The sequence below is a fragment of the Xylocopilactobacillus apis genome (assembly GCF_033095965.1).
Lineage (GTDB): Bacteria > Bacillota > Bacilli > Lactobacillales > Lactobacillaceae > Xylocopilactobacillus > Xylocopilactobacillus apis.
Map to the genome: position 1 here is coordinate 1415264 of NZ_AP026801.1, position 22267 is coordinate 1437530.

The window sequence follows — 22267 nt, forward strand, 5'->3', positions numbered from 1 at the left end:
AATTATTTACTCTCCATTACATCTGTTTCGTCTGCATTAACGTAAAGTCCATTCTTTGCAGACTCACAATCACTTTTGTTTTTATAAACGGTAATAATGTATTTACCATTATATTGAATATTATTGGAACAATACATTGTTTTTTCTGAACTTATTTGTTTCGACTCATTTTCATTTTTAACCAAAGCATCATAGGCAGTTTGATATAATCTTGCATTGCTCTTAATCTTTACCTGATGATCAATTTTAATTGTCCCACCAATCGTTAACCAATTAATCATCGTTGAAGCCATTTTTTTATACGTAAGATCCGTCGGATGCGTTCTGCCATCACCAAATTGGGATCTTCTCGTATTTTCCCATTCCTCAGTTGATTTTCTTGGGTCAAAAAAGTAAATATTATTTTTTTGGTAAACTTCAGCAAGAATGTCAGCAACTTTGGTCAACGTGAATCCATTTGGATTTTTTTTAATTTTATAATCACTTTTAACCTGATCAACTTCTGCTAACCCATCCCAAGGCAAAATACCATATATTTTAGCGCTTTTATTAATCTTCTTAATCTCGTTAATATCGTTTTGTAAATTTGTTTCCAACTGGTATTTATGTAAATTAGGAACAACTGTATCATTGCGCCCTGCAGAAATAATAACTATATCAGCCTCTTTTACTTTATTCTTGTTCTTCTTAATCGCATATAAAATATTTTGCCAAGTATACCCTTCTCCAAGGTTTACCATAATACCAGATCCGGGAATCGAAAAATTTTTGACACTTTTGGCATCTAAATATTTTGCAGCTAAAGGCAAATAATTGTATTTACTAATCACATTTTGTCTTGTCTCACCATATGAAACCGAATCGCCAAAAATTACAATTTTTTGGTTTCTAATCGGATTAACACTTGTTTTTTCATATGTATGAAGAGGTTTATGAAATTGAGCAATCAAGGTGAGCGAAAAAAAGAGCAAGAAAGCACAGATCATAATTCTTGTTGCTAATTGTAATAATAATTGCAATCCTTTTTTTGTCATAACATCCATTTGAACCTTTTCTACTATTAATAATCTCATTTTTTAAATAAAAATTTGTTCAAATTGAGATTAGATTTATATTAAAGATTGAAACGATCTAAAAAAGAATTAATGTTACTGCCCGAATATCCTTTCCGATACAAAGTTTGCTTTATTTTCTGCTTTTTATCAGCGGGGGACAATTTTTCATACCTTGCTAAAAGTCGCTCTCCCTCTTTTACTAACGAATCGTTTTCTTCTTCTTTAAGTTGGCTCAAATCAAACTCAGATGCAATATGATTAATTAAATCTAAATCGTAACCCCAGCGAACCAACTTAAGTTTTTCTTTCTCAATAAATTTATTAGCAGATATTCGAGACATTTTTCTATTTAACGTTTTAATAATGTCATTTCTAATTCGATCTTCCTGCAGACCAGAATCAAAATTCAATAATTCTTCTTCAATTAAATCTTCTGATAAAAATTTTTGCCGCATTTTTTGACGAATTGTATTTGGTCCATAATGACTGGTTTTAATTAATTCTTTCATATAAATATGTGCAAATTTCTGGTCTTCGAGATATCCCTGTTCAATCAAACGATCAACCACCTGATTAATTATGTTTACAGGAATATCAGACTTTTTCAATGCTTGTCGCATTTCGCCTACCGTCCGCATTGAAAAGCTCAGCTTGTTTAAAGCAATATTATAAGCTACCGAGACTTCTTGCTGGCTTTTTAACTGACGAACCACTGTTTCTGATAAATCTTTACCTTTAATTAATTGTAACTCTACTAAAAGATTATCACTTACAGTTAAAAAAAAATGATCATCTAAATAGAGATCATAGTCGTTACCTTTTTTTGATTTAACTATTTTAGTGATGACAGACATTTTAGAGCTTTCCCATTGACTGCAAAAAATAAAGGACCAATGCGATTACATCTAAAGCTGCAGCCAAATAAAGATTGTAATAATCAGATTTTTTAAGATCATCTCGTTCCAAGTTATACAAAGAGACTGTCGATACTAATACCATTACTAGTATTGGCATATAAACATTTTTGTGGAGCGTAAAACCGATGATGACAAAAATTAAACATAGGCCTACAATTAACCAAGACAACATTTTTATGGTACTGCTGCTGGATTTGGAAAGATGCTTTTTATCTGAACTATTTTTTTCAGTCATAAAAACCTCGATATTTTAGATATAATTTATAATAGCATTTATTTTACTAAATTTTAATTTACATTATAAAAGAAAGAAGTTAAAAAATGAGAATATATTTTGCAAACGCACTATTTACTATTGCTGAACAAACATTTAATGCTCAGCTAGCAGAAAAAATCCGCGCAATTGATCCTTCAATAGAATTATATTTACCGCAGGAAAATCAAGAAATTAACGATAAAAGTCTTTATGCCGATTCAAAAATGATTGCAAAAGGCGATACAGAACAATTGGTTAAAAGTGATTTAGTGGTTGCTATCTTAGACGGCGTAATTCTCGACCCCGGCGTGGCAGCTGAAATTGGAGTTGCTTACGGTAAAGGAATTCCGATCATTGGCCTTTATTCGGATTCTCGTCAGGAAGGTGCCAGCAATAAACAAAAAGTTGAGGCATTAAACGATGTCGCTGAAAATCAGTTCTTCTATCTTAATCTATATGTAGTGGGTTTGATTAAATTAAATGGATCGATTGTTGCCACGGAGGCTGATTTGACGCGGAAAATCGCCGAAAAAATTTAATATTACAATATTTCAACGATGTTACATCCCCCAACATTTAGATTACAATAAGTTTTCGGTCTATCGGTTTTGATTGTTTTTAGGTGGTCATCGTTATAACCTATTGTTGTTCAAAAGGACGACAAAGGAGAATTTTTTGAGAGTTAAAAAAACAATCATTTCTTTAATCGCACTTACATCTGTTTCAGGAATTGCAAATGCAGTATCTGAAACTAAGATAGAAACCGTTCAAGCTGCTGCTGCAGTTGCCTATTCTGCTCAAAGCGGAACATTTTATGTTAATTATCCTGGTTATTCAATTGCAGTATATAAAGAACCTGCAGATCAACCTGTAACAACTGGAAAATTTTTACAGCATGGAACAGCTTGGAAAGTTTCAAGACAAGCTTTAGTAAATAAAAAATGGTACTATCAAGTTGGAAAGAACCAATGGGTCCAAGCTGCCTATATGTCAAGAGTTAAACCTGATATTAGTGCAACTTCAGGTTTAAGCGGTGTAATGTATGTCAATTACAAACAAAATGCTTCAATTGCTGTTTATTCAGCACCTGCTAATTCACCAAAATTGACTGGTCAATATTTACCTCATCGCAGTGCTTGGAAAGTTTTCCAAGAAGCAACCACTACTAACGGTAAACACTTTATCAAAATTGGTGCTAACCAATGGGTTCAAGGAGATTACATGAGTTGGAGTCAACCAGTTGTTCAATCAGCTGGTCGTACAATGGTTGCTACCGCTTATGATCCAAGAGTTCTTGGAAATTATACATTTGGGTATGACACAGTAGCTGCTAATTTAAGCGTATTTCCTCGCGGAACACGTTTAGCAATTACTTTCCAAGATGGCACAACTAAAAATTATGTAGTTCGTGATACTGGTGGATTTGCTTATTCAAATCCTAATCAATTGGATATTGCAATGCCAAATTCTCAAGCACTTCAGTTTGGCCGCCAAACTGTTACTGTAAGAGTAATAAGTTAATTAGATTAAAAAGCTTAAAGATTTAGTTCTTTAAGTTTTTTATTTGCTCAAAATTTTATTAACGGTTTTTGCAGGAAAAACTTTAAAAAATAATTTTAAAAACAAATATCCAATTAATCCTCCAATGGTGTTCAACAATAAATCTCCCGTATCAAAGCTCCGATTACCTAAATAAAAATAATTTAATGTCAATTGACTTATCTCAATCAAAAGAGAAACCAAAAAGGAAACAGTGACAGCTTTGGATAAACTTCGCATTTTAGGAAAGATTATTCCACCAATAAACGTTAAAGGCATCAATAACAAAATATTTCCAAAAATTTGAAATTTAGAATAACTCAACCACTTCATCGGATTGAGTTCAGTCATATTTTGCATACCGAATGGATAATTATGGATAGCACTATTACTGTCAAACCAACCGATTGGAAATAATGTGAGAGAAATAACTTTATAAAGATAAAAATAAAACGCCCAAACCAGAATAATTTTTACAATAGACGAATGATTCCGTACTAATTTTACTGTCTGAACAATTGCAATCATTAAAATAATCGGTAAGATAATCTCAGGATTTAGCGATCCACCTGAAAAACTCTTGCCATTGGATAAATTAACAAACATAAATAAAAACCTCTCTTTACAGTAATTTTACTGGATTGAGAGGTTTTCGGCAAAAAAAGCATCATTTTTTAATTACAATTGCTTCATACGGTTTAAGATGTCCCATAGCGGAATCTGAGTAGTTTCCAATCAAAATTGAACCATTTTTGTATTCTGGTGGAATTTCGTAATTAATTTCTTTTTCAGAAAAATTACAGACAACCAAAAGTCCTTCTGAATCTTGTTCTCTTGTATAGATAAACAAATCCGGATTATCTGGATCTAACAATGTATAATTGCCCGTTGTAATAATTGCTAGATCGTGTCGAAGCTGAATTAATTTTTGATAATAGTAAAAAATAGAATTAGGATCAGCTAAAGTGTTTTGAACATTAATCTCATTATAATTAGGATTTAATTGTAACCACGGCTTTCCACCTGTAAAACCACCATTAGTTTGACTATTCCACGGCATTGGTGTTCTAGCATTGTCACGCGACTGCGCATAAATTCCCTTCATCGCCTCTTCATTACTCAATCCATGAGTTTCTCTTAAGACCTTATAAGCGTTTAAAGTATCAATATCATCGTAATCACTAATTGAAGGAAAATGAACGTTTGTCATTCCAATTTCTTCTCCCTCAAAAATATAAGGTGTTCCTTGCATAAAATGAAGAAGAGTTCCTAACATTTTTGCAGACTCTACCCGATATTTTTCGCTGCCAAAACGGGAAACTGCCCTTGGCTGGTCATGGTTACTCCAATAAAGGCTATTCCAGCCACCTTTATCAGCTAATTCCATCTGCCATTTACTAAGAACTTTCTTTAGATCAATTAATTTAAATCTTTTATCGGTATATTTACCATAAACTGGATCACGATCAATCCCCATGTGCTCAAATTCAAAAATCATATTAAGTTCTTCATTTTTTGGATTTGTATATTTTGAAGCTTCCGCAGGCGAAGTTGAAGGCATTTCCCCAACTGTCATAATATCGTACTTGCTCAAAACTTCTTGATTCATCTCATGCAGGTATTCGTGTGCTTTTGGACCATTTGCTACTCTTGGACGATAGTCACTGTATTTCTGTCCTGGTTTTGGCGTAACATCATCATAACTGCTTTTAGAAATTAAGTTGATGACATCCATTCGAAAACCATCAATGCCTTTATTAAGCCAATATTTCATCAAATCATAAACTTCAAATCTTACTTTAGGATTTTCCCAATTCAAATCTGGCTGTTCTTTAGCAAACAAATGGAGATAATATTGTGCAACTTCATCAACATACTCCCAAGCAGATCCGCCAAACGATGCTCCCCAGTTATTAGGTTCTTGATTATTCTTTGATTCACGCCAAATAAAATAATCATGATATTTATTTTCACGGCTTTTCTTTGCTTCTTTAAACCATGGGTGTTTGGAAGATGTATGATTAACCACTAAATCCATGACGATTTTTAAATGATGCTCGTGAGCAGATTCTAAAAGTTGATCAAAATCCTCCATCGTTCCAAAAATTGGATCGATTTCCCGATAATCAGCAATATCATATCCATTATCAACTTGAGGAGATTTGTACACTGGATTTAACCAAAGAACATCTACGCCTAGCTTTTCTAAATAATCTAAATGCTCAATAATACCCTGCAGATCACCGATCCCATCACCGTTTGTATCTTGAAAACTTTTAGGATAAATCTGATAAACAACACTTTTTTTCCACCAATCACTATATTCCAATTTGTATCCTCCTGAATAAATTAAAAAAGAGATCACTGATCTCTATTTTAAACTTGTTTTTATTTCATTGCGCTAGAATTATTTTTTGTCCCAACCGTTAACGCAACCAATTGATCTCCTGATTTGACCTCGTTACTGTCAATCATTTCAACGGCTCCATAAGCCATTGTATTAGTAACGACGACCATTACAGTCGGATCATAACCCGCTTCTTTAATTTTTTGGTAATCAAAAGTGCCAAGCAGATCTCCTGCTTTTACTTTTTCGCCTTTCACTACATTGCTAGTGAAATATTCTCCTTTTAAATTAACAGTATCAAGGCCTAAATGGATTAAAACTTCAGCTCCATCATCACCCGTAATTCCATAAGCATGGTGGGTTTCAAAATCAGCGGTTACAGTACCTGACAGCGGAGCATAGACATTATTATCGTTTGGAACAATTGCTGCACCTTTTCCCATAATTTCTGCCAAAAATACTTGATCATTAACTTTATTTAGTGATTCAGGCGTACCGCTGACTGGTGCTAAAATTACTGCATCTTCTAAAGTTGAATCATTTACTTCAGTGGTTACTGAAGAAGCATCTGCAGCAGGTTCTTCATCAGCAAAAACGGTGTAATGCTGTTTACCGTAAACCATTGTTAAGATAAACGCAATTCCAAAACTAACTACAACGCCAATTAAGAAGGAAACCCAATATTTTGTCGGAATTGAAATAAATCCAATCACCCCAGCAGATCCCATTGCACTTGCTAATACGTGCATTAAACCAATCCAAACACTCGCAATTCCTGATCCGATCATCGCACAAACAAAAGGAAACTTCAATTTTAGGTTAACAGCAAAAATTGCTGGTTCGGTAATTCCTAGTAAAGCAGAAATTCCAGATGAAGAAGTTAAACCTTTTTCTTTTTCGCTTTTAGTCAAGAAGAAGATTGCTAAACATGCCCCACCTTGAGCTACATTTGCCATTGAGGCAATTGGGAAAATAAAACTTCCTCCAGTTTTAGCAATATTCGCTAACAATTGGGTTTCCACAACTGGGAAACTTTGATGAAGTCCGGTAATAACAATAGAAGAATAGAATGTACCAAATATACCGGTTCCGATAAATCCAGTTGTCTTATAAAGCCAAACTAAACCATTTGTTAAGCCATCAGAAACAACTCTAAGAACGGGACCAACGACAATAAATGCTAAAAATCCAGTAATGATAATTGAAAGCATTGGTGTGAATGTGAAATCAAGGGCATCTGAAATATGCCGATGGAAAAATTTCTCAAGCGTGGCCAGAATAAATGCAACTGCGAGAACGGGAATAACTTGTCCTTGATATCCAGCTTGGGCAACCTTGAAACCAAATAGGTTCCAATAAGGCATCTTGCCAGTATTCATTGCAACTGCAACGTTATAGCCGCTGACAAGACTTGGCATTACCATAATCATTCCCATTGCTGCCCCAAGATAAGGATTACCGCCAAATCTTCTGGTTGCCGAAAAGCCAATCAGAATTGGTAAAAAGGTAAATGGCGCTGAAGCCATTAAATTAACCATTTCTGAAACACCTTTAATCTGCGGATACATCTCTACTAAAGATTTAGCAGAAAATAGATTCTCAGCAGTCAAGACATTATTTAAGGCCATCAGTAAACCACCAGCTACAAGAGCTGGAACAATTGGGACAAAAATATCAGACAGCAGCTTAATAAATGCCATGAACGGATTGGTTTTCTGCCCATGACTCGCTGCTTCCTTCAAGTCATCAGGAGTTACTTCTTTTAACCCGGTCTGTTTGATTAATTCATCATAAACGTAATCCACCGCACCTGGTCCAATAATAACTTGATACTGACCATTGGTCTTGAATGTCCCCTTTACATCAGAATTACTGTCTAAAGCTTTTTGATTAATTTTGCCTTCATCTTTTACAACTAAACGAAGGCGAGTCGCACAATGAGCCGCTGCCTGAAGATTATCTGCTCCAATAGCATCGATGACGTCTTTGGCTACTTTTTTATAATCCATTTTTCTCTCCTTTTAAAAATTGTATGCCCTTCCACCAAAATATGTTATACTATTTTCAGAAAATGTCAAACGTTTAACAATTATTTTTAAATTTTGGGTTTAAAAGTTTATAAAAACAATTAAAATTAAATAAAAACGTTTATCAATGGAGTAAAGATGATTACAAATTGGACACGTGAACTACGCTATAAAAAATATTCCGACTGGAGTAATGAATACATCTCAGAGTTAAAAGAAAGAGGATCAAATTCCATCTGGCATTCAAAATATCACATTGAACCAGACTTCGGGCTATTAAACGATCCTAACGGGTTCTCTTTTTTTAATTATGAATATCATTTGTTTTATCAGTACTATCCTTTTGGTGCCGTTCATGGATTAAAATCTTGGTACCATTTAACATCAAAAGATTTAATTCACTGGGAAAATAAAGGCATTGCTTTAAAGGCAGATACTAAATACGATTCGCATGGGGTTTATTCAGGATCTGCATTGTCAATCGATGAACAATTGCTATTAATGTATACAGGAAACGTTCGAAACGAGCAAGGCGAACGATTTGCTTACCAAGATGCTGCCTGGATGGATAAAAACGACAAAATTAAAAAAGAGGAAGTCCCTTTAATTAAAGAACCTCCTACTAACTGCACTTCTGAATTTCGTGATCCCCAGATTATGAAAATTAAGGACAATTATCAAGTCATAATCGGTTCTCAAACATCAGACGAACATGGTAAAATTGCCGTTTATCAAGGAAAAGAATTACACAGTCTTCACTTTACAGGCTTTTTAAACTTCACCGACAATCCAACCGGATTTATGATTGAATGTCCTAACTTAATCGAAGTAAACGGACAGCCAGTAATTATTTTTTGCCCTCAAGGTTTAGACCATCAAATCTTGGATTATCAAAATATATATCCCAACTGTTACGTTATCGGACAAGATCTTGATTGGAATAACAACACTGTCAAAGAACCATCAAGTATCAACAATCTTGACGAAGGTTTTGATTTATACGCGTCACAAGTTTTAAAAGCTCCCGATGGACGCAGTCTGAGCGTTGGCTGGATTAATTTACCCGATCTTATTTATCCAAATGATCAAGATGACTGGACTGGCAGTTTAAGCCTTATTAAGGAATTAACGATTAAAAATAAGCAGCTTTATCAATATCCAATTGCTGAAACCAAAATGCTTCGTCAAAAGAAAATAGATTTTCAAAATGAACAAGTAGGCAAGAATTTTGAACTTGAACTAACAGTTCCCGCCAATCAGCGGACTAGTCTAAAATTATTTAAAACTGATCATAATTATTTAGAAATCACAATCAATGCACTAAATGGTATAGTTACGGTAGATCGTTCTAGAACTAAATTTCCGTTAAATAAAGAATTCGGTGAAATTAGAAGATCAACTGTAACAGCCCACCAAGAGATTCAATTAAATATTTTTGTTGACAATACGATCTGCGAAATATTTATAAACAACGGTTTAAAGGTTCAAACTTTACGTTATTTTTCTGAACCAGATGCTAATACAATTGATTTAACCGGTTCGTATGACCAAATCAACGTTTGGGAATTAAAAAAATAATTACGAGGTTAATCGTGGCAAAATTAGAAGACGTTGCAAAAAAAGCGGGAGTTTCTCCCACTACAGTATCTCGAGTTATTAATAACTACGGTGCGATTAGTGAAAACACGCGTAACAAAGTGCACACTGCAATGAAAGAGCTCAATTATCAACCGAACTCTTTGGCTCGATCACTGCAGGGTAAAAAAACTCAATTGATTGGCTTAATCTTTCCATCGATTACCAATCCTTTTTATGCTGAACTAATTGCTACAATTGAAGATCAGCTTTTTAAATCACACTATAAAACAATTCTTTGCAACGCTTCAAATGATCAAAATAAAGAGCGTGATTACCTCAATATGCTGGTATCTAACCAAGTCGATGGAATTATTGTCGGTACCCATTCAAAAAGTTTGAAAGAATATCAAGAAATCAAACAAGCCATCGTTTCTTTTGATCGTTATTTAGCAGACTCAATTCCGATTGTCGGCAGTGATAATTACCAAGGAGCAGCTCTTGCTGCTGAAGAACTTATTAATAGCGGGGCTTCTAACATTTATTTTTTAGGGAACGTGCATGCCGGACGGGATCTTCAGCCTACAGATCAAAGAGAGATTGCATTTCGAAAAACATTAGCTGAACATCAGTTAACTCCAAATTTTCTACCGCTGTCAACTGAAATATCAGTAAACATCAAACATATGATGATTCGGGAATTATTGCAGAAAAATCAAAATATTGATGGAATTATGACTACTGATGATCTTACCGCACTCTTAACAATTAATGTCGCACGTGAACTAGGAATCACCATTCCAAATGATTTAAAAGTGATCGGATTTGATGGAACGAAATTTATTCAAGATTATTATCCTGAACTCACCACGATTGCTCAACCTATCAGCGATATTGCAGAACTTCTCATCAACACCTTATTTAAACAGATTGACAATCACGATCATTACGAAAATAAACATTTTATTTTACCCAACAAGTTAATTAAAGGTAATACCAGCAGATAAAAATGGCCAATAACATTCAGCTATTGGCTATTTTTGATCATAAATTCGATTTCCGTTAACGACTTCTTTTAAGTAAAAATCTCCTAAACGAATGCCTTCTGAATTAAATTGTTGATTTAACTCATCAGATCGTTCTTGATACATTTTTTCGTAAGTCTTAATCTCAACTTCCTGACGATTAATTAACAGATCGCTTAGTGAGCTTAAATCAGGAATTGCATGAGCTTTTAAAACATAGAATTCACTTTGTGAACCTGATCCATAGCTATACATTCCAATTAAATCTTCTTTATTGAGATTTCCTGCTAAAACATTTGATAAAAGATTTAAATATAAGGAACCCGTATAAATATTTCCAACTTCTGCATTTAATGATTTTCCTTGATTAAACAAATTAACCCATTCTTCAAATTTATCAATATTAATCTGATCTTTAATCTCGTTTAAGGCTTTAAGACCGATCTTGGTATAAGGCATATGAAAATTAATCATTTTTAAATCTTCAGGCATAATTGGTTTAGATTTAAAAAAGTCCTCAAATACGTGTTTAAAAAATTGCAAATAAGTTTGATTTGAAAGCGGTCCATCAACAATAGCTTCTTCGCAACCCATTGGGCGATAAAAGTCAGGAACATTTTGAGCATAGTAGGATGGTCGATAGACGGTTTCAAATGCCGTTTCAAGACTATTTTCAACCAGCATTGCAACACTTCCAGCCCCTTGAGTTACCTCACCGCCAGAATTAAGACCATAGCGCGCAATATCACTAGCTACTATTAGAACCTTTTCATCCGGGTGCAGTGTCACCCGATCAATTGCTAAATCCAAACCCGCCGTTGCCCCATAACACGCTTCTTTTATTTCAAAATAACGCGCATCTGATGAAAGTCCCAAGTATTGCTGAAAAAACAATGATCCTGCTTTGGATTCATCAACACTGCTTTCAGTTGCAAAAATTACTAATTTTATCGATTCTTTTTCTTCTGAGGTTAATGAATCTAATAATCGACGAGCTGAATTAAGCCCCATTGAAATCGAATCTTCATTTCCTCCGACAACAGCCATTTTTTCCTGCCCAATTCCAATTAAAAACTTTTTAGGATCAACTCCCCTAGCTGATGCTAAAGAAGTCATTTTAAGGTAATTTTGAGGAATATAACAAGCTATTTTATTAATACCGATCATTTGTCTCTTCTCTCTTTTAAAATTTTTTGTACTGTAATCGTATCAAAGCTTTTCCGCTTTACCATTTCATCTACTACTGAACTAAGATCTTGATCTCTAACCCCTACACTTTTAGCAATAGATTTTGCCTGCAGACGCATATGACCTTTTTGAATTCCATCCGTAACTAACGCATACAACGCCGAAAAATTGCTTGCCAGTCCCACTGCCATTAAAACATGTGCTAGTTCAGTGCTATCTTGAACGTTTAAAAGCGATAGACATTTTTTGGCGTCAGGGTGAGTTGAGATTGCTCCTCCCACCGTTCCAAGAGGTAAATAACCAACAAATTCTCCAATTAGTTCTTGATCTTTTATAATCCAATTCGTAAATGAGCGGTTAAGCGGTTTTGAATGATAACTATACATGGCGCTGCTGACAGCCCGATCATCATTACCCGTTGCAATCACTGCTCCAATTAAGCCATTCATAACCCCTTTGTTATTAGTTACTGACCTTGCTTCGTTAAAACTTGAAATTGTTGAAAGCTGGACTAACTTTTCCGCCGCTTCAATGCCAATTAGTGAAACCGGAACATTTGCCCTTGCTTTAAAAGGTTCGCCAATTGGTAGATTAGATAAAATTGCACTGATAACATCACCATTGATAATTTTTGCAACTAGAGGTGCAATTTTTTCAACAATCGTGTCAACTAAATTTGCACCCATTGCCTCTTTTGTATCAACTTGAACGGTACAAATCATAATTTCCTGTTCAAAATCAAACGTTAATTGCTTAATTCCACCGCCACGTTTAATTAAATGAGAGACGGCTTCGTTTCCTTTTGCAATTAATAAATCTTTTTTTGAGATGATATCACTTTTAATTGCTTCTGCTTCACCTTGATATGTGACAAAAATTTGTCCGGTAGTCGGCAGCTTTGTCCCAGTAACAACGATTCCTTTGTCTTCGTTAACAAAATGAGTTGCTTTATTTAAAGCTGCGACAACTGAAGGCTCATAAGTTGCAATCGGAATTTCATAACTTTCCCCATTAACCTTTAACCCATGAACCAAGCCAATTGGAATATGAAACTGGTTTATCGAGTTTTCAGTGAAAATTTCTAATTCTTGGTCAGTCAAATTTGCAGCATCTACTAATCGATCTGCTAAATCATGGGTTATTTGTTTACTGTTTAAAAGTTCTTTAACCCGCTCTAATCTTGCAAGTTCATAAAATTTTTTCAATTATTTTTAATCAGCATGGCACAAGCCATCCCGCCTCCAATACATAAAGATGCAACTCCTAATTCCAGATTTTTTCGTTGCAGATTATGAACTAATGTCGTCACAATTCTGGCTCCACTGGATCCTAACGGGTGCCCCAAAGCAATCGCCCCGCCGCTGATGTTAAGTTTATCCAGTGGAATTGAAAGATCGCGGCTGACTGCAAAACATTGAGAGGCAAAAGCTTCATTAATTTCGAAAAGATCAACATCTTGAATCTTTAATCCATTTCGCTTTAGTAGCTCTTTGATCGCAAAATAAGGAGTATATCCCATCAATTCAGGTTTAAAACCGATTTCCACGTAATCAACAATATCAGCTTTTGCATCTAAATTATAATCATCCACAAATTGTTCACTGGCTAAGGCTAAGAAACTAGCTCCATCACTTAAAGGTGAAGAGTTCCCCGCTGTAACTGTTCCACTTTCACAAAAAACTGGCTTTAATTGACTTAATTTTTCATAGCTAGAATCCACTCTGACACATTCATCGCTACTTAAAAGAATTTCACTGCCCGATTTGATTGGAACAATTTCTTTATTAAAATCTCCTTTTTCCCAAGATTTCCCTGCCTTTTGATGAGACAAAAGGGCAAATTCGTCTTGTTCTTTTCGAGTTACATGATATTCATTAGCTACATTTTCTGCCGTAACTCCCATATGATCATGAGTAAAAGGATCTTCTAAAGCATCATTTAAAAGAGTTGGCTTATTTTTTAAACCAAATGCCGGTGCGTTGGACATACTTTCTGCACCACCCGCAATTATTAAATTAGCTTCTTGAAGTTTAATTTTACTATCAGCAAGATGAAGTGCATACATTCCAGAACCGCATACCATATTTACAGTCTGAGCTGTAGAAGTATCGTTCATCCCTGATTTAAGAGCAACTTGCCGTGCAGCATTAGAACCCAGACCTGTCTGTAAGACTGTTCCCATAATCAAAGAATCAACTAGTGTTAAATCAATATCTAGATCTTTAACTACCTGACAAGAAATTTCCTGAACCGATAACTGCTCAAGACTTTTACCTTTTTTTCCGATCGGACTTCTTTTAGCATCGATAATTTTTGTTATTTTTTTCTGCATATTTTCATTTTATATATTAAATTTGATTTCTGATTTTTCTCAGTTTCATTTTAAAAAATTTTAATTTCTTCCAAAAAAATCGTGGAAACGCTTTATTTTTTAGCTGAGTTGAGTTACAATGAAAAATATTACATTTTTACAGAAAATCAGGAGAATATTTAAATATGCAACCTAAAGTAACAATTTATGATGTAGCAAACGCAGCTAATGTATCAATGGCTACTGTCAGCCGCGTAATGAACCGAAATCCTAAAGTTAAACAGGAAACAAAAGAACGAGTCCTAAAAGTTATCCACGACTTGAATTATCACCCTAATGCTGTTGCTCAGGGTTTAGCTAGCAAAAAAACAACAACAATTGGTGTTATTTTACCAGACCTAGCCAATGATTATTTTGCTAATTTAGCGGTAGGAATTGATGATATTGCTTTAATGTATAACTATAACATTATTATTGCAAACTCAAGTGAGGACACGGAAAAAGAAAATAAAATTGTTGATAATCTTTTAGCCAAACAGGTTGATGGAATTATCTATATGGGCCGAGATCAAACTGAACATTTTCAAAAATCTACCAAAGACAATGGGACTGCCGTAGTTTTAGCAGGATCTGTAGATCAGGAAGGGACGCCGAGTGTCAATATTAATTACCGCAAAGCAATTTGCGATGCCACATCATTCTTTTTGAAACAAAAACAAAAAGTTGCATTAGTTATCAACGATAAAAATTATTCTATTAATAGTGATTATCGGATTCCAGGATATCAAGATGCTTTGAAGAAATACGGAGTTAGCTTTGATCCAAATTTAATTTTTGAATATCGCGACAACAACAGCATTAGTAATCCAATGCTTCAAGACATTTATGACAGCGATGCCACTGCAGCTGTTGTTTACAGTGATGATGTTGCCATAATGTTATTAAACAAAGGATTTCAATTAGGTAAATCTATTCCCGATGATTTCCAAATTATTACCAGCAACAATACTGTAGTCACAAAATACGCTCGTCCAATGATTTCTTCAATTTCTCAGCCTTTATACGATATTGGAGCTGTCGCTATGAGAATTTTAACAAAAATCATGAACAATGAAAAAGTTCAAGACAAACAAGTTTTTCTTGACTATGATATTATCCATCGAGGCAGCACCAGAATTTAATAGTTCTTCAGATTAAAAAAGCAAATCTAAAAATTGATTTGCTTTTTTGTTTAGCTATATTTACTGACCATTTCCATTATTATAATTATTTGATTGGTTTTGATTTATTTGATTATTGTTCTGATCCTCTCCTCCGTACTGGTTAGTTTGCTGATTCTGGTTATATCCATTGCTATTATTTAAGCCGCCATAATTTCCAGTTTGATTATAGTTTTGATAGTAATTTTCATTACCACTCTGATTATAATAACCTTGATTATTATTTACCGAATTATAATAGTTATTAGAAGAACTATTACGAGGAGCCTCATAGTAAGAGAAATATTCTTTTGGATTACTCGTATCATATTCCATCCCTTTAAATGCACTCGATACAATCCCATAGCCATTATATTGTCCAAAGTAATTTGCCCAAAACAATCTATAATCACTCGCATATCCGCCAATTCCAAAGTTGACAGATATTTCTTTTGGTTCACCTTTAGCATAAAGGCTTTCAACAGTTTGACCCCTCATCGTAAAGCTAGAAGAATTAGTATTGATTGTACCAGGTAAAGTCCCCGTTTTAAGAAGAACATTATATTCTTTAACACTTTTTGGCTTAGATTTTTGCTCATTTAACTTTAAGAAGTCTGGATTATTTTCATAAATTCTATTTAAAATTCTAGCCACATAACGTAAGTTACTATCTGAATCACTCATTTGTAAATTATATGAGTTGCCTGATCGATTATCATAGCCAATCCATGAGGAAATCGTTATTCCTGGAGTTGAACCTGTGAACCAATAATCACGATTATCATTACTTGTACCTGTTTTTCCATAAAGTTTATCCGAATCAAATTCTAAATTAGAACCTAATAGAGTCGCGGTACCATTTTGAACAACTTCCTGCATCATTTTTCTCATAATATATGAAGTGGCATCTGAATATACTTTAACTTTTTTAGTTTTATGTTCATAGACTACTCGACCAGTTGGATCAAGAATTTTCGAAACTACATATGGTCTTTGATAGTCACCATCATTAGAAAATGCTGCATAAGCTCCCGCTTCTTGAAGGGGCGAAAGTCCATGATCCGTTCCTCCCAATGAAATTCCGAGCTCATTGTATTCTTTATCTGTTAGCTCAATATTCATCTTATCCATGTAGCTCTTAGCTAAATTTGTATCTTTTTGACGAAGAGCCTGATAGAGATTAACAGTTGGAACATTGTATGATTGAGCAAGGGATTCAGTTGCTGATACAAAACGATTTTGGAAAGTTTGATCATAATCACTTGGTTCATAATTACCATATTTAGCCGGAAAATCTGCTAACACTGAATGAGAACCGATAATCCCGGAATCAATAGCCGGACCATAAACTAACAGCGGTTTAATTGAAGAGCCGGGAGAACGACGATTGTTAAACGCATGATTAAACTCATTAAGTTTAAAGTCTACACCTCCTATAAACCCTAAAACTCCACCACTTTTATTATCCAAAACAACTGTCCCATGTTGAACCGGTTCCGATAATTCGACAAAATCATTTTTTTGTTGATCATACACACTATCAGTATGAGTTTCACTAAAAAGATCGCGACTATTTGTCAAAATTTGCTGCATACTGTTATTAATCTTTGGATTAATAGTTGAATAAATTTTATATCCATTTTGCGACAATTTCAGCCTAGCAGCGTCATAATATCTTTTATAAGTCGATTCTTTAACCTTATCAGAATCAATCCCATCATCATCCATTAAAACATTCGCTAAAATATCTTGTGCTTCTTCTTTAACAGCGCTATATGTATAACCATTATTATTAATATGTTTAGTCGAAGCCGCTGGTTTTAAAAATTCTTTGCTCAGATCTTCCTTCAAAGCACTGTGATATTGCTCTTTACTTAATTTACCATCACGATAAAGTCTAAAAAGAACAATTTTTGACCGCTTTAAACCATATTTAACAGTATTTTTATCAATTGCACCTTTATTATCAAATGGTGTATAAGCAAATGGACTTTGAACCAACCCAACTACAAAAGCAGATTGTGCAATCGAAAGGTCATGACAGTTTTTTCCAAAAATGCCTTGAGCAGCAGCCCCAATCCCATTAATGTTTTCACCTTTGTTATTTCGACCAAATGAGGCTGCATTTAAGTATGAAGTTAGAACATCGTCTTTACTAAAAAACTTACTTACTCTCATCGCTAAAAAGATTTCAGTAGCTTTACGCTTAAAAGTTGTTTCAGAAGACAAAATTTGCATTTTTACCAATTGCTGAGTCAAAGTTGAGCCGCCTGTTTGAGCCCCAAGTCCAAAAATGTCAGAAAGTGCCGCGCGAAAAACTGCTCTAGGCATTACTCCTCGATGGATATAAAAATCTTCATCTTCTGAAGCAACAATAGCTTTTTTAATCCACGGAGAAATCTGGTTGGATTTTACCTTATAACTAACGATATCAGATTGAATTTCTCCTAGAGAAGAATTATCGGCAAAATAAAGGGTCGAACTTTGATCAACATCATGAATTAACTTATCAATTTGAGAAACTGTAGGAATCGATTCTTCATTTAAGATTGACGCAAAATAACCAACTGCAATACCAAAAAGAAGACCTAGAGCTAAAATGCCCAGAGCCATAAAATTCAAAACAACTTTTCTAATGATTTGTAAACCTAAATCAATCTGATGAAAAATTTGTTCCTTATTTAATGCTTTTAAATTGTTTCCAAAACTTATAAAAAATTCTTTTAGTTTATCCATTTGAACATAAATTGTTATTGATTACGTTTGGCAGCCGCCAGCATTAGTAAAGACCCACCAGCTACTGATGCATTTAAACTATCCACATGACCAAACATCGGAATTTTAATAAATTCATCAATCTTAGCACGAATCCCTTGCGAGATTCCACTTCCCTCATTTCCTACAATTAAACAAATTTTACCATTTACTTGCCAATCTAACCAATTGGTACCCTGCATGTCAGCTCCAAAAAACCAGAATCCATCTTCTTTTAACGTTTTAATAGTTGAACTAAGGTTTGTAACCCGAACAATAGGTACAAAAGATGCTGCTCCCGTTGAAGCTTTCCAAACAATATCAGTAACTTGAACATTGCGCCGCTCTGGAATAATAATTCCTTGAACTCCTGCTGCATCTGCTGAACGAATCAATGAACCAAAATTATGCGGATCCATAATGTTATCTAACATCAAAAGAAAGTTGCTGTCTTTCAAATCTGACAGCTCGGAATAAGAAAACGGAGCATTTTCTAAAACCACTCCTTGGTGAGTGCTATTATTAGTCAGCTTATCCAGTTTTTCTTTCGGCACATACTTGATTAGAATTCTTTTTTCTTTAGCCAGTTTTATTACTTCGTTAAAAAAACTGCCTTTTAAAGATTTTTGAATTAAAAGCTGGTTAATTTGGCTGGCTTGTAATTGTTTTAAAGCATTTATTACTGAATGCCGGCCAAATATTTGATTTGTTTCTAAATGGTCTTCTTTATTTTGCAAATGAATTTACCCTCATTCAATTATTTCTACATTATCAATATTTTTAAAACAAAAATCCATTAATTCTTGAATCCGATCATCCTGTCCTGTAACTTTTAAATAACCAAATAATGCTTCAAAACCAGTAGAAATTCGGTAAATCGAAATAGCAGTATTTTTTGCATGAGTATGACTTTTTGCATTTCTTCCTAACTTAAATGCGCTAAATTCTTCATCTGTTAAAATTTCTTCTTTTGACATTAAATTAAAAAAAGCCGTTTGGGCTTTGGCCGAAACATATGATTTTGCCAGCATATAGAGTTCGTTAACCGAACAATGCTTATTCATCACTAAATAGTAGCGAACTTTTTCTTCTATTTCTGCATCACCTAAGTATGCAAGAATTAACCCGTTTAATTGATTAACATTTGTCATTTTTTCGTATACTTCGTTCCATTATTAGTATCTTCAATTGAAATTCCTAAATTTAAAAGCCGATCACGCAATTCATCACTTAATTTAAAATCTTTAGATTCTCTAGCAGCATCTCTTTGATTAATTAAATCTAAAATTTCCTGGTCGGTAATTTCTTCAGTTTTTGGTTCGCTTAATCCCAAGATGCCAAGCCAATCGATTAATAAATTTTGGATATTATTTAACTCATCTAAGCTGGATAACTGATTTATAACTTCTTTATTGATCCACCTTAAATATTCAAAAACTATTGTTAAGGCATTTTGAATATTAAAGTCATCATCCATCGCTTCAACAAATCGTTTTTTAAAGTCTTCTACTAATGAAGAGCCATTGGACTTATCAGTTTTTGTCGGCTCGATACCGTCAATGTAAGCTTTTAGGTTACGAGAAGTCTCTGCAATTCGATCATAATTTCGTTTAGCTTGAGCAATTGAATCCTTTGAATATTGCAGTGGCTTACGATAATTAGTCTGAACGAGGAAAAAGCGTAAAAAATTTGCATCATAAGTTTTTAATGCTTCATGCAAAGTTATAAAATTGCCGGCCGATTTACTCATTTTTTCATCACCTGCTGTAGTAACAAAAGCATTATGCATCCAGTAATGAACAAAAGGTTCTTCAGTTAAAGATTCACTTTGAGCTCTTTCGTTTTCATGATGGGGAAACTTTAAATCTTCCCCTCCGCCATGAATATCAATAGTCTCACCAAGTTCAGAAATTGACATGACCGAGCATTCAATATGCCAGCCCGGCCTACCTTTTCCAAAAGGCGAATCCCAGGCAATTTCATCACCTTTTTGACCTTTCCAGAGCGCAAAATCTAACGGATCAACTTTTCGGCTTTGTTCTTCTAAATTAACATGCTCACTTGCTCCAACGACAAGATCAGCAATACTCTGATCTGATAGTTCTCCGTAAGTTTGAAATTTTCGTGTCCGAAAATAAACATCCCCTTCACTTTTATAAGCGTAACCTTTTTCAATTAAACGAGAGATAAAATCGATTATCTGCGGGATAAATTGAGTTGCCCGGGTTCGAACGGTTACTGGCAGGACATTAATTTGCGAAACATCATGTTCATAACCTTTAATAACTCGATCTGCCAACTGAAAAACTGTAACATTTTCCTCAGCTGCCCGATCAATCATTCGATCATCAACATCAGTAAAATTGGAAACATACTTTACCTGATAACCTCGATACATTAAATAACGGCGCACGGTATCAAAAGCGACTACTGAACGAGCATTACCAATATGAATGTCATTATAAACAGTTGGCCCGCAGACATACATCGTAACCTGATTTTTAGAGATTGGGGTGAAATTTTCTTTTTTTCGACTAAGAGTATTGTAGATTTTTAGCAAGTAGACGCCTCTTTAAGACATTTGTTGTAAAGTTAATTTAATATGTTCAATAACTTTCTCTTTACCAATTACTTCTAATTCGTCCGTTAAAAAAGGTCCATGCATTAAACGAGTCGATGCAATTCTAATCGGCATATATAGTTGACGTCCTTTAGTACCGGTGTCTTCTCTAACGCTTTGAATAGCGTCTGCAATTTCAACAGAAGTAAATGGTGTTAGATCCTTAATTTTACTATAAAAATCATCAATGACAAATGTTGCAGAAGCGTCCTGCAATTCTTTTTGCTCACCTTCACCTAGTTCAGAAATATCGTGAAAGAATTGGTCAGAAAGATCCAAAATTTGGTTGGTATAACTCATCTGGTCTTTAAAAAGAGCAACAAGAGATCTAACCCAAGCAATTTTTTGTTCATCCGGATTTTCTTCGACTTTACCATTTTTGATTAAATCCAATAGACACATATGAGCAATCCGGCTTAAAGGAGCTGCTTTAACATATTTATTATTAATCCATTCTAACTTCTTCTCATCAAATTTAGCAGGTGAGCGGCTCAAGCGTTTTGGATCAAATTGTTTAATAAATTGTTTTTTTGTAAATATTTCTTCTTCACCAACTGGCGACCAGCCCAAAAGAGTGATGAAATTAAACATCGCTTCTGGAAGATATCCAAAGCTGCGATACTGTTCAATAAACTGCAAAATCGTTTCATCACGCTTACTTAGTTTTTTGCCGGTAGCTTGGTTAATGATAAGTGACATATGTCCAAATTTTGGTGCATCCCATCCTAAAGCTTCATAAACGGCCAATTGTTTAGGAGTGTTAGCAATGTGATCGTCACCTCTTAAAACATGAGTTATTTCCATCAAATGGTCATCAATAACTACTGCAAAGTTATAAGTTGGCTGCCCATCTTCTTTCATAATGACAAAATCGCCGCCAAGCGTATCGCTATTAAATTCGATATGACCTTTCACAATATCATCAAATTGAAAAATATGATCTTTTGGCAGACGAATTCGAATAACCGGTTTTAAACCTTTAGCTTGTTTTTCAGCTATTACCGATTCAATTTCAGATTCCGACATTCCTTCAAATTCATACTCGTAATGAGGCATAACGCCCTCTTCTTGCTGACGGTCACGCATTGCAGTCAACTCATCTTCAGTAAGATAGGATTCATAAGCAAGACCTTTATCAAGCAGGACTTGAATATACTTATGATAAAGCTCATTACGTTCTGACTGACGATAAGGACCGTATTCTCCCCCAACATCAGGGCCTTCATCCCAATCAATGCCAAGCCACGATAAATTATCTAACTGAGATGCTTCACCATCAGCAACATTTCTTTTTGTATCAGTGTCTTCAATTCTAATTACAAAAGATCCGCCCATGTTACGGGCAAACAAATAATTGAATAATGCAGTTCGCGCATTTCCAATATGTAAATGTCCTGTTGGACTTGGCGCATAACGTACTCTAACTTTTTCTGTTTCCAAAATTACTGACATCC

The 22267-nt window shown here is 34.5% G+C and carries 19 protein-coding genes; 5 read left to right on the forward strand and 14 right to left on the reverse strand.

Going from position 1 to position 22267, the window contains the following annotated elements:
- Nucleotides 1-2: 2 nt before the first annotated feature.
- The 3 genes from R8749_RS06745 to R8749_RS06755 all read right to left on the reverse strand — a co-directional run bounded on the left by R8749_RS06745 (nt 3) and on the right by R8749_RS06755 (nt 2207).
- Nucleotides 3-1043, reverse strand: a complete 1041-nt coding sequence (locus R8749_RS06745) for an SGNH/GDSL hydrolase family protein (RefSeq protein ID WP_317695237.1) — start codon at nt 1041-1043, stop codon at nt 3-5.
- 71 nt (nt 1044-1114) lie between these two features.
- The gene (locus R8749_RS06750; RefSeq protein ID WP_317695240.1) at nt 1115-1909 is read right to left on the reverse strand and encodes a RecX family transcriptional regulator; all 795 of its coding nucleotides are present in this window, start codon (nt 1907-1909) and stop codon (nt 1115-1117) included.
- Between the two features lies 1 nt (nt 1910).
- The gene (locus tag R8749_RS06755; protein WP_317695243.1) at nt 1911-2207 is read right to left on the reverse strand and encodes a hypothetical protein; all 297 of its coding nucleotides are present in this window, start codon (nt 2205-2207) and stop codon (nt 1911-1913) included.
- 86 nt (nt 2208-2293) lie between these two features.
- Here R8749_RS06755 and R8749_RS06760 point away from each other — a divergent pair, with 86 nt between their 5' ends.
- Nucleotides 2294-2767, forward strand: coding sequence for a nucleoside 2-deoxyribosyltransferase (locus tag R8749_RS06760; RefSeq protein ID WP_317695247.1), 474 nt, complete (start codon nt 2294-2296; stop codon nt 2765-2767).
- Between the two features lie 136 nt (nt 2768-2903).
- Complete coding sequence (locus R8749_RS06765; RefSeq protein ID WP_317695249.1) at nt 2904-3749, forward strand: 3D domain-containing protein; 846 nt, start codon at nt 2904-2906, stop codon at nt 3747-3749.
- A 39-nt stretch (nt 3750-3788) separates the two neighbouring features.
- On the opposite strand, the gene R8749_RS06770 is transcribed toward R8749_RS06765, so the two are convergent.
- From R8749_RS06770 to R8749_RS06780, 3 genes are all read right to left on the reverse strand, one after another.
- Complete coding sequence (locus R8749_RS06770; RefSeq protein ID WP_317695251.1) at nt 3789-4373, reverse strand: VanZ family protein; 585 nt, start codon at nt 4371-4373, stop codon at nt 3789-3791.
- A 61-nt stretch (nt 4374-4434) separates the two neighbouring features.
- Nucleotides 4435-6096 (reverse strand): glycoside hydrolase family 13 protein, encoded by a 1662-nt coding sequence (locus R8749_RS06775; RefSeq protein ID WP_317695254.1) that lies wholly within the window; start codon nt 6094-6096, stop codon nt 4435-4437.
- Nucleotides 6097-6155: 59 nt separating this feature from the next.
- The gene (locus tag R8749_RS06780; RefSeq protein ID WP_317695257.1) at nt 6156-8123 is read right to left on the reverse strand and encodes a sucrose-specific PTS transporter subunit IIBC; all 1968 of its coding nucleotides are present in this window, start codon (nt 8121-8123) and stop codon (nt 6156-6158) included.
- Between the two features lie 156 nt (nt 8124-8279).
- Here R8749_RS06780 and R8749_RS06785 point away from each other — a divergent pair, with 156 nt between their 5' ends.
- Together R8749_RS06785 and R8749_RS06790 are read left to right on the forward strand one after the other, a co-directional pair.
- Nucleotides 8280-9719 (forward strand): sucrose-6-phosphate hydrolase, encoded by a 1440-nt coding sequence (locus tag R8749_RS06785; protein WP_317695261.1) that lies wholly within the window; start codon nt 8280-8282, stop codon nt 9717-9719.
- Between the two features lie 11 nt (nt 9720-9730).
- On the forward strand, nt 9731-10723 hold the full coding sequence (locus tag R8749_RS06790; RefSeq protein WP_425613227.1) for a LacI family DNA-binding transcriptional regulator: 993 nt from the start codon (nt 9731-9733) through the stop codon (nt 10721-10723).
- Nucleotides 10724-10750: 27 nt separating this feature from the next.
- On the opposite strand, the gene R8749_RS06795 is transcribed toward R8749_RS06790, so the two are convergent.
- Genes R8749_RS06795 through R8749_RS06805 form a run of 3 tightly spaced genes read right to left on the reverse strand, consistent with a single transcriptional unit; the run spans nt 10751 to nt 14261 of the window.
- The gene (locus R8749_RS06795) at nt 10751-11908 is read right to left on the reverse strand and encodes a hydroxymethylglutaryl-CoA synthase family protein (protein WP_317695265.1); all 1158 of its coding nucleotides are present in this window, start codon (nt 11906-11908) and stop codon (nt 10751-10753) included.
- Complete coding sequence (locus tag R8749_RS06800) at nt 11905-13134, reverse strand: hydroxymethylglutaryl-CoA reductase, degradative (protein WP_317695267.1); 1230 nt, start codon at nt 13132-13134, stop codon at nt 11905-11907. Before R8749_RS06800 ends, R8749_RS06795 begins: the two co-directional genes overlap by 4 nt.
- The gene (locus R8749_RS06805) at nt 13131-14261 is read right to left on the reverse strand and encodes a thiolase family protein (RefSeq protein ID WP_317695269.1); all 1131 of its coding nucleotides are present in this window, start codon (nt 14259-14261) and stop codon (nt 13131-13133) included. Before R8749_RS06805 ends, R8749_RS06800 begins: the two co-directional genes overlap by 4 nt.
- A 164-nt stretch (nt 14262-14425) precedes the next feature.
- Here R8749_RS06805 and R8749_RS06810 point away from each other — a divergent pair, with 164 nt between their 5' ends.
- Nucleotides 14426-15421 carry a LacI family DNA-binding transcriptional regulator gene (locus R8749_RS06810; protein WP_317695271.1) on the forward strand — a complete coding sequence of 332 codons (996 nt, stop codon included), beginning with the start codon at nt 14426-14428 and terminating at the stop codon, nt 15419-15421.
- A 60-nt stretch (nt 15422-15481) separates the two neighbouring features.
- Here the strand turns inward: R8749_RS06810 and R8749_RS06815 are convergent, their stop codons facing one another.
- The 5 genes from R8749_RS06815 to gltX are packed head-to-tail and all read right to left on the reverse strand — an operon-like array spanning nt 15482 to nt 22253.
- A complete protein-coding gene (locus tag R8749_RS06815) occupies nt 15482-18175 on the reverse strand; it encodes a transglycosylase domain-containing protein (RefSeq protein WP_317695274.1) in 2694 nt (897 codons plus the stop codon).
- A 14-nt stretch (nt 18176-18189) separates the two neighbouring features.
- Entirely contained in the window at nt 18190-18930 is a 741-nt protein-coding gene (rlmB, locus tag R8749_RS06820) for a 23S rRNA (guanosine(2251)-2'-O)-methyltransferase RlmB (protein WP_317695276.1), read from the reverse strand.
- Nucleotides 18931-18942: 12 nt separating this feature from the next.
- Complete coding sequence (locus R8749_RS06825; RefSeq protein ID WP_317695278.1) at nt 18943-19344, reverse strand: Mini-ribonuclease 3; 402 nt, start codon at nt 19342-19344, stop codon at nt 18943-18945.
- Nucleotides 19341-20753: a cysteine--tRNA ligase gene (cysS, locus tag R8749_RS06830; protein ID WP_317695281.1), complete on the reverse strand. Its 1413-nt coding sequence runs from the start codon at nt 20751-20753 to the stop codon at nt 19341-19343. The genes R8749_RS06825 and cysS overlap by 4 nt, the downstream gene beginning before the upstream one ends.
- Nucleotides 20754-20765: 12 nt before the next feature.
- On the reverse strand, nt 20766-22253 hold the full coding sequence (gltX, locus tag R8749_RS06835) for a glutamate--tRNA ligase (protein ID WP_317695284.1): 1488 nt from the start codon (nt 22251-22253) through the stop codon (nt 20766-20768).
- Between the last annotated feature and the right edge of the window lie 14 nt (nt 22254-22267).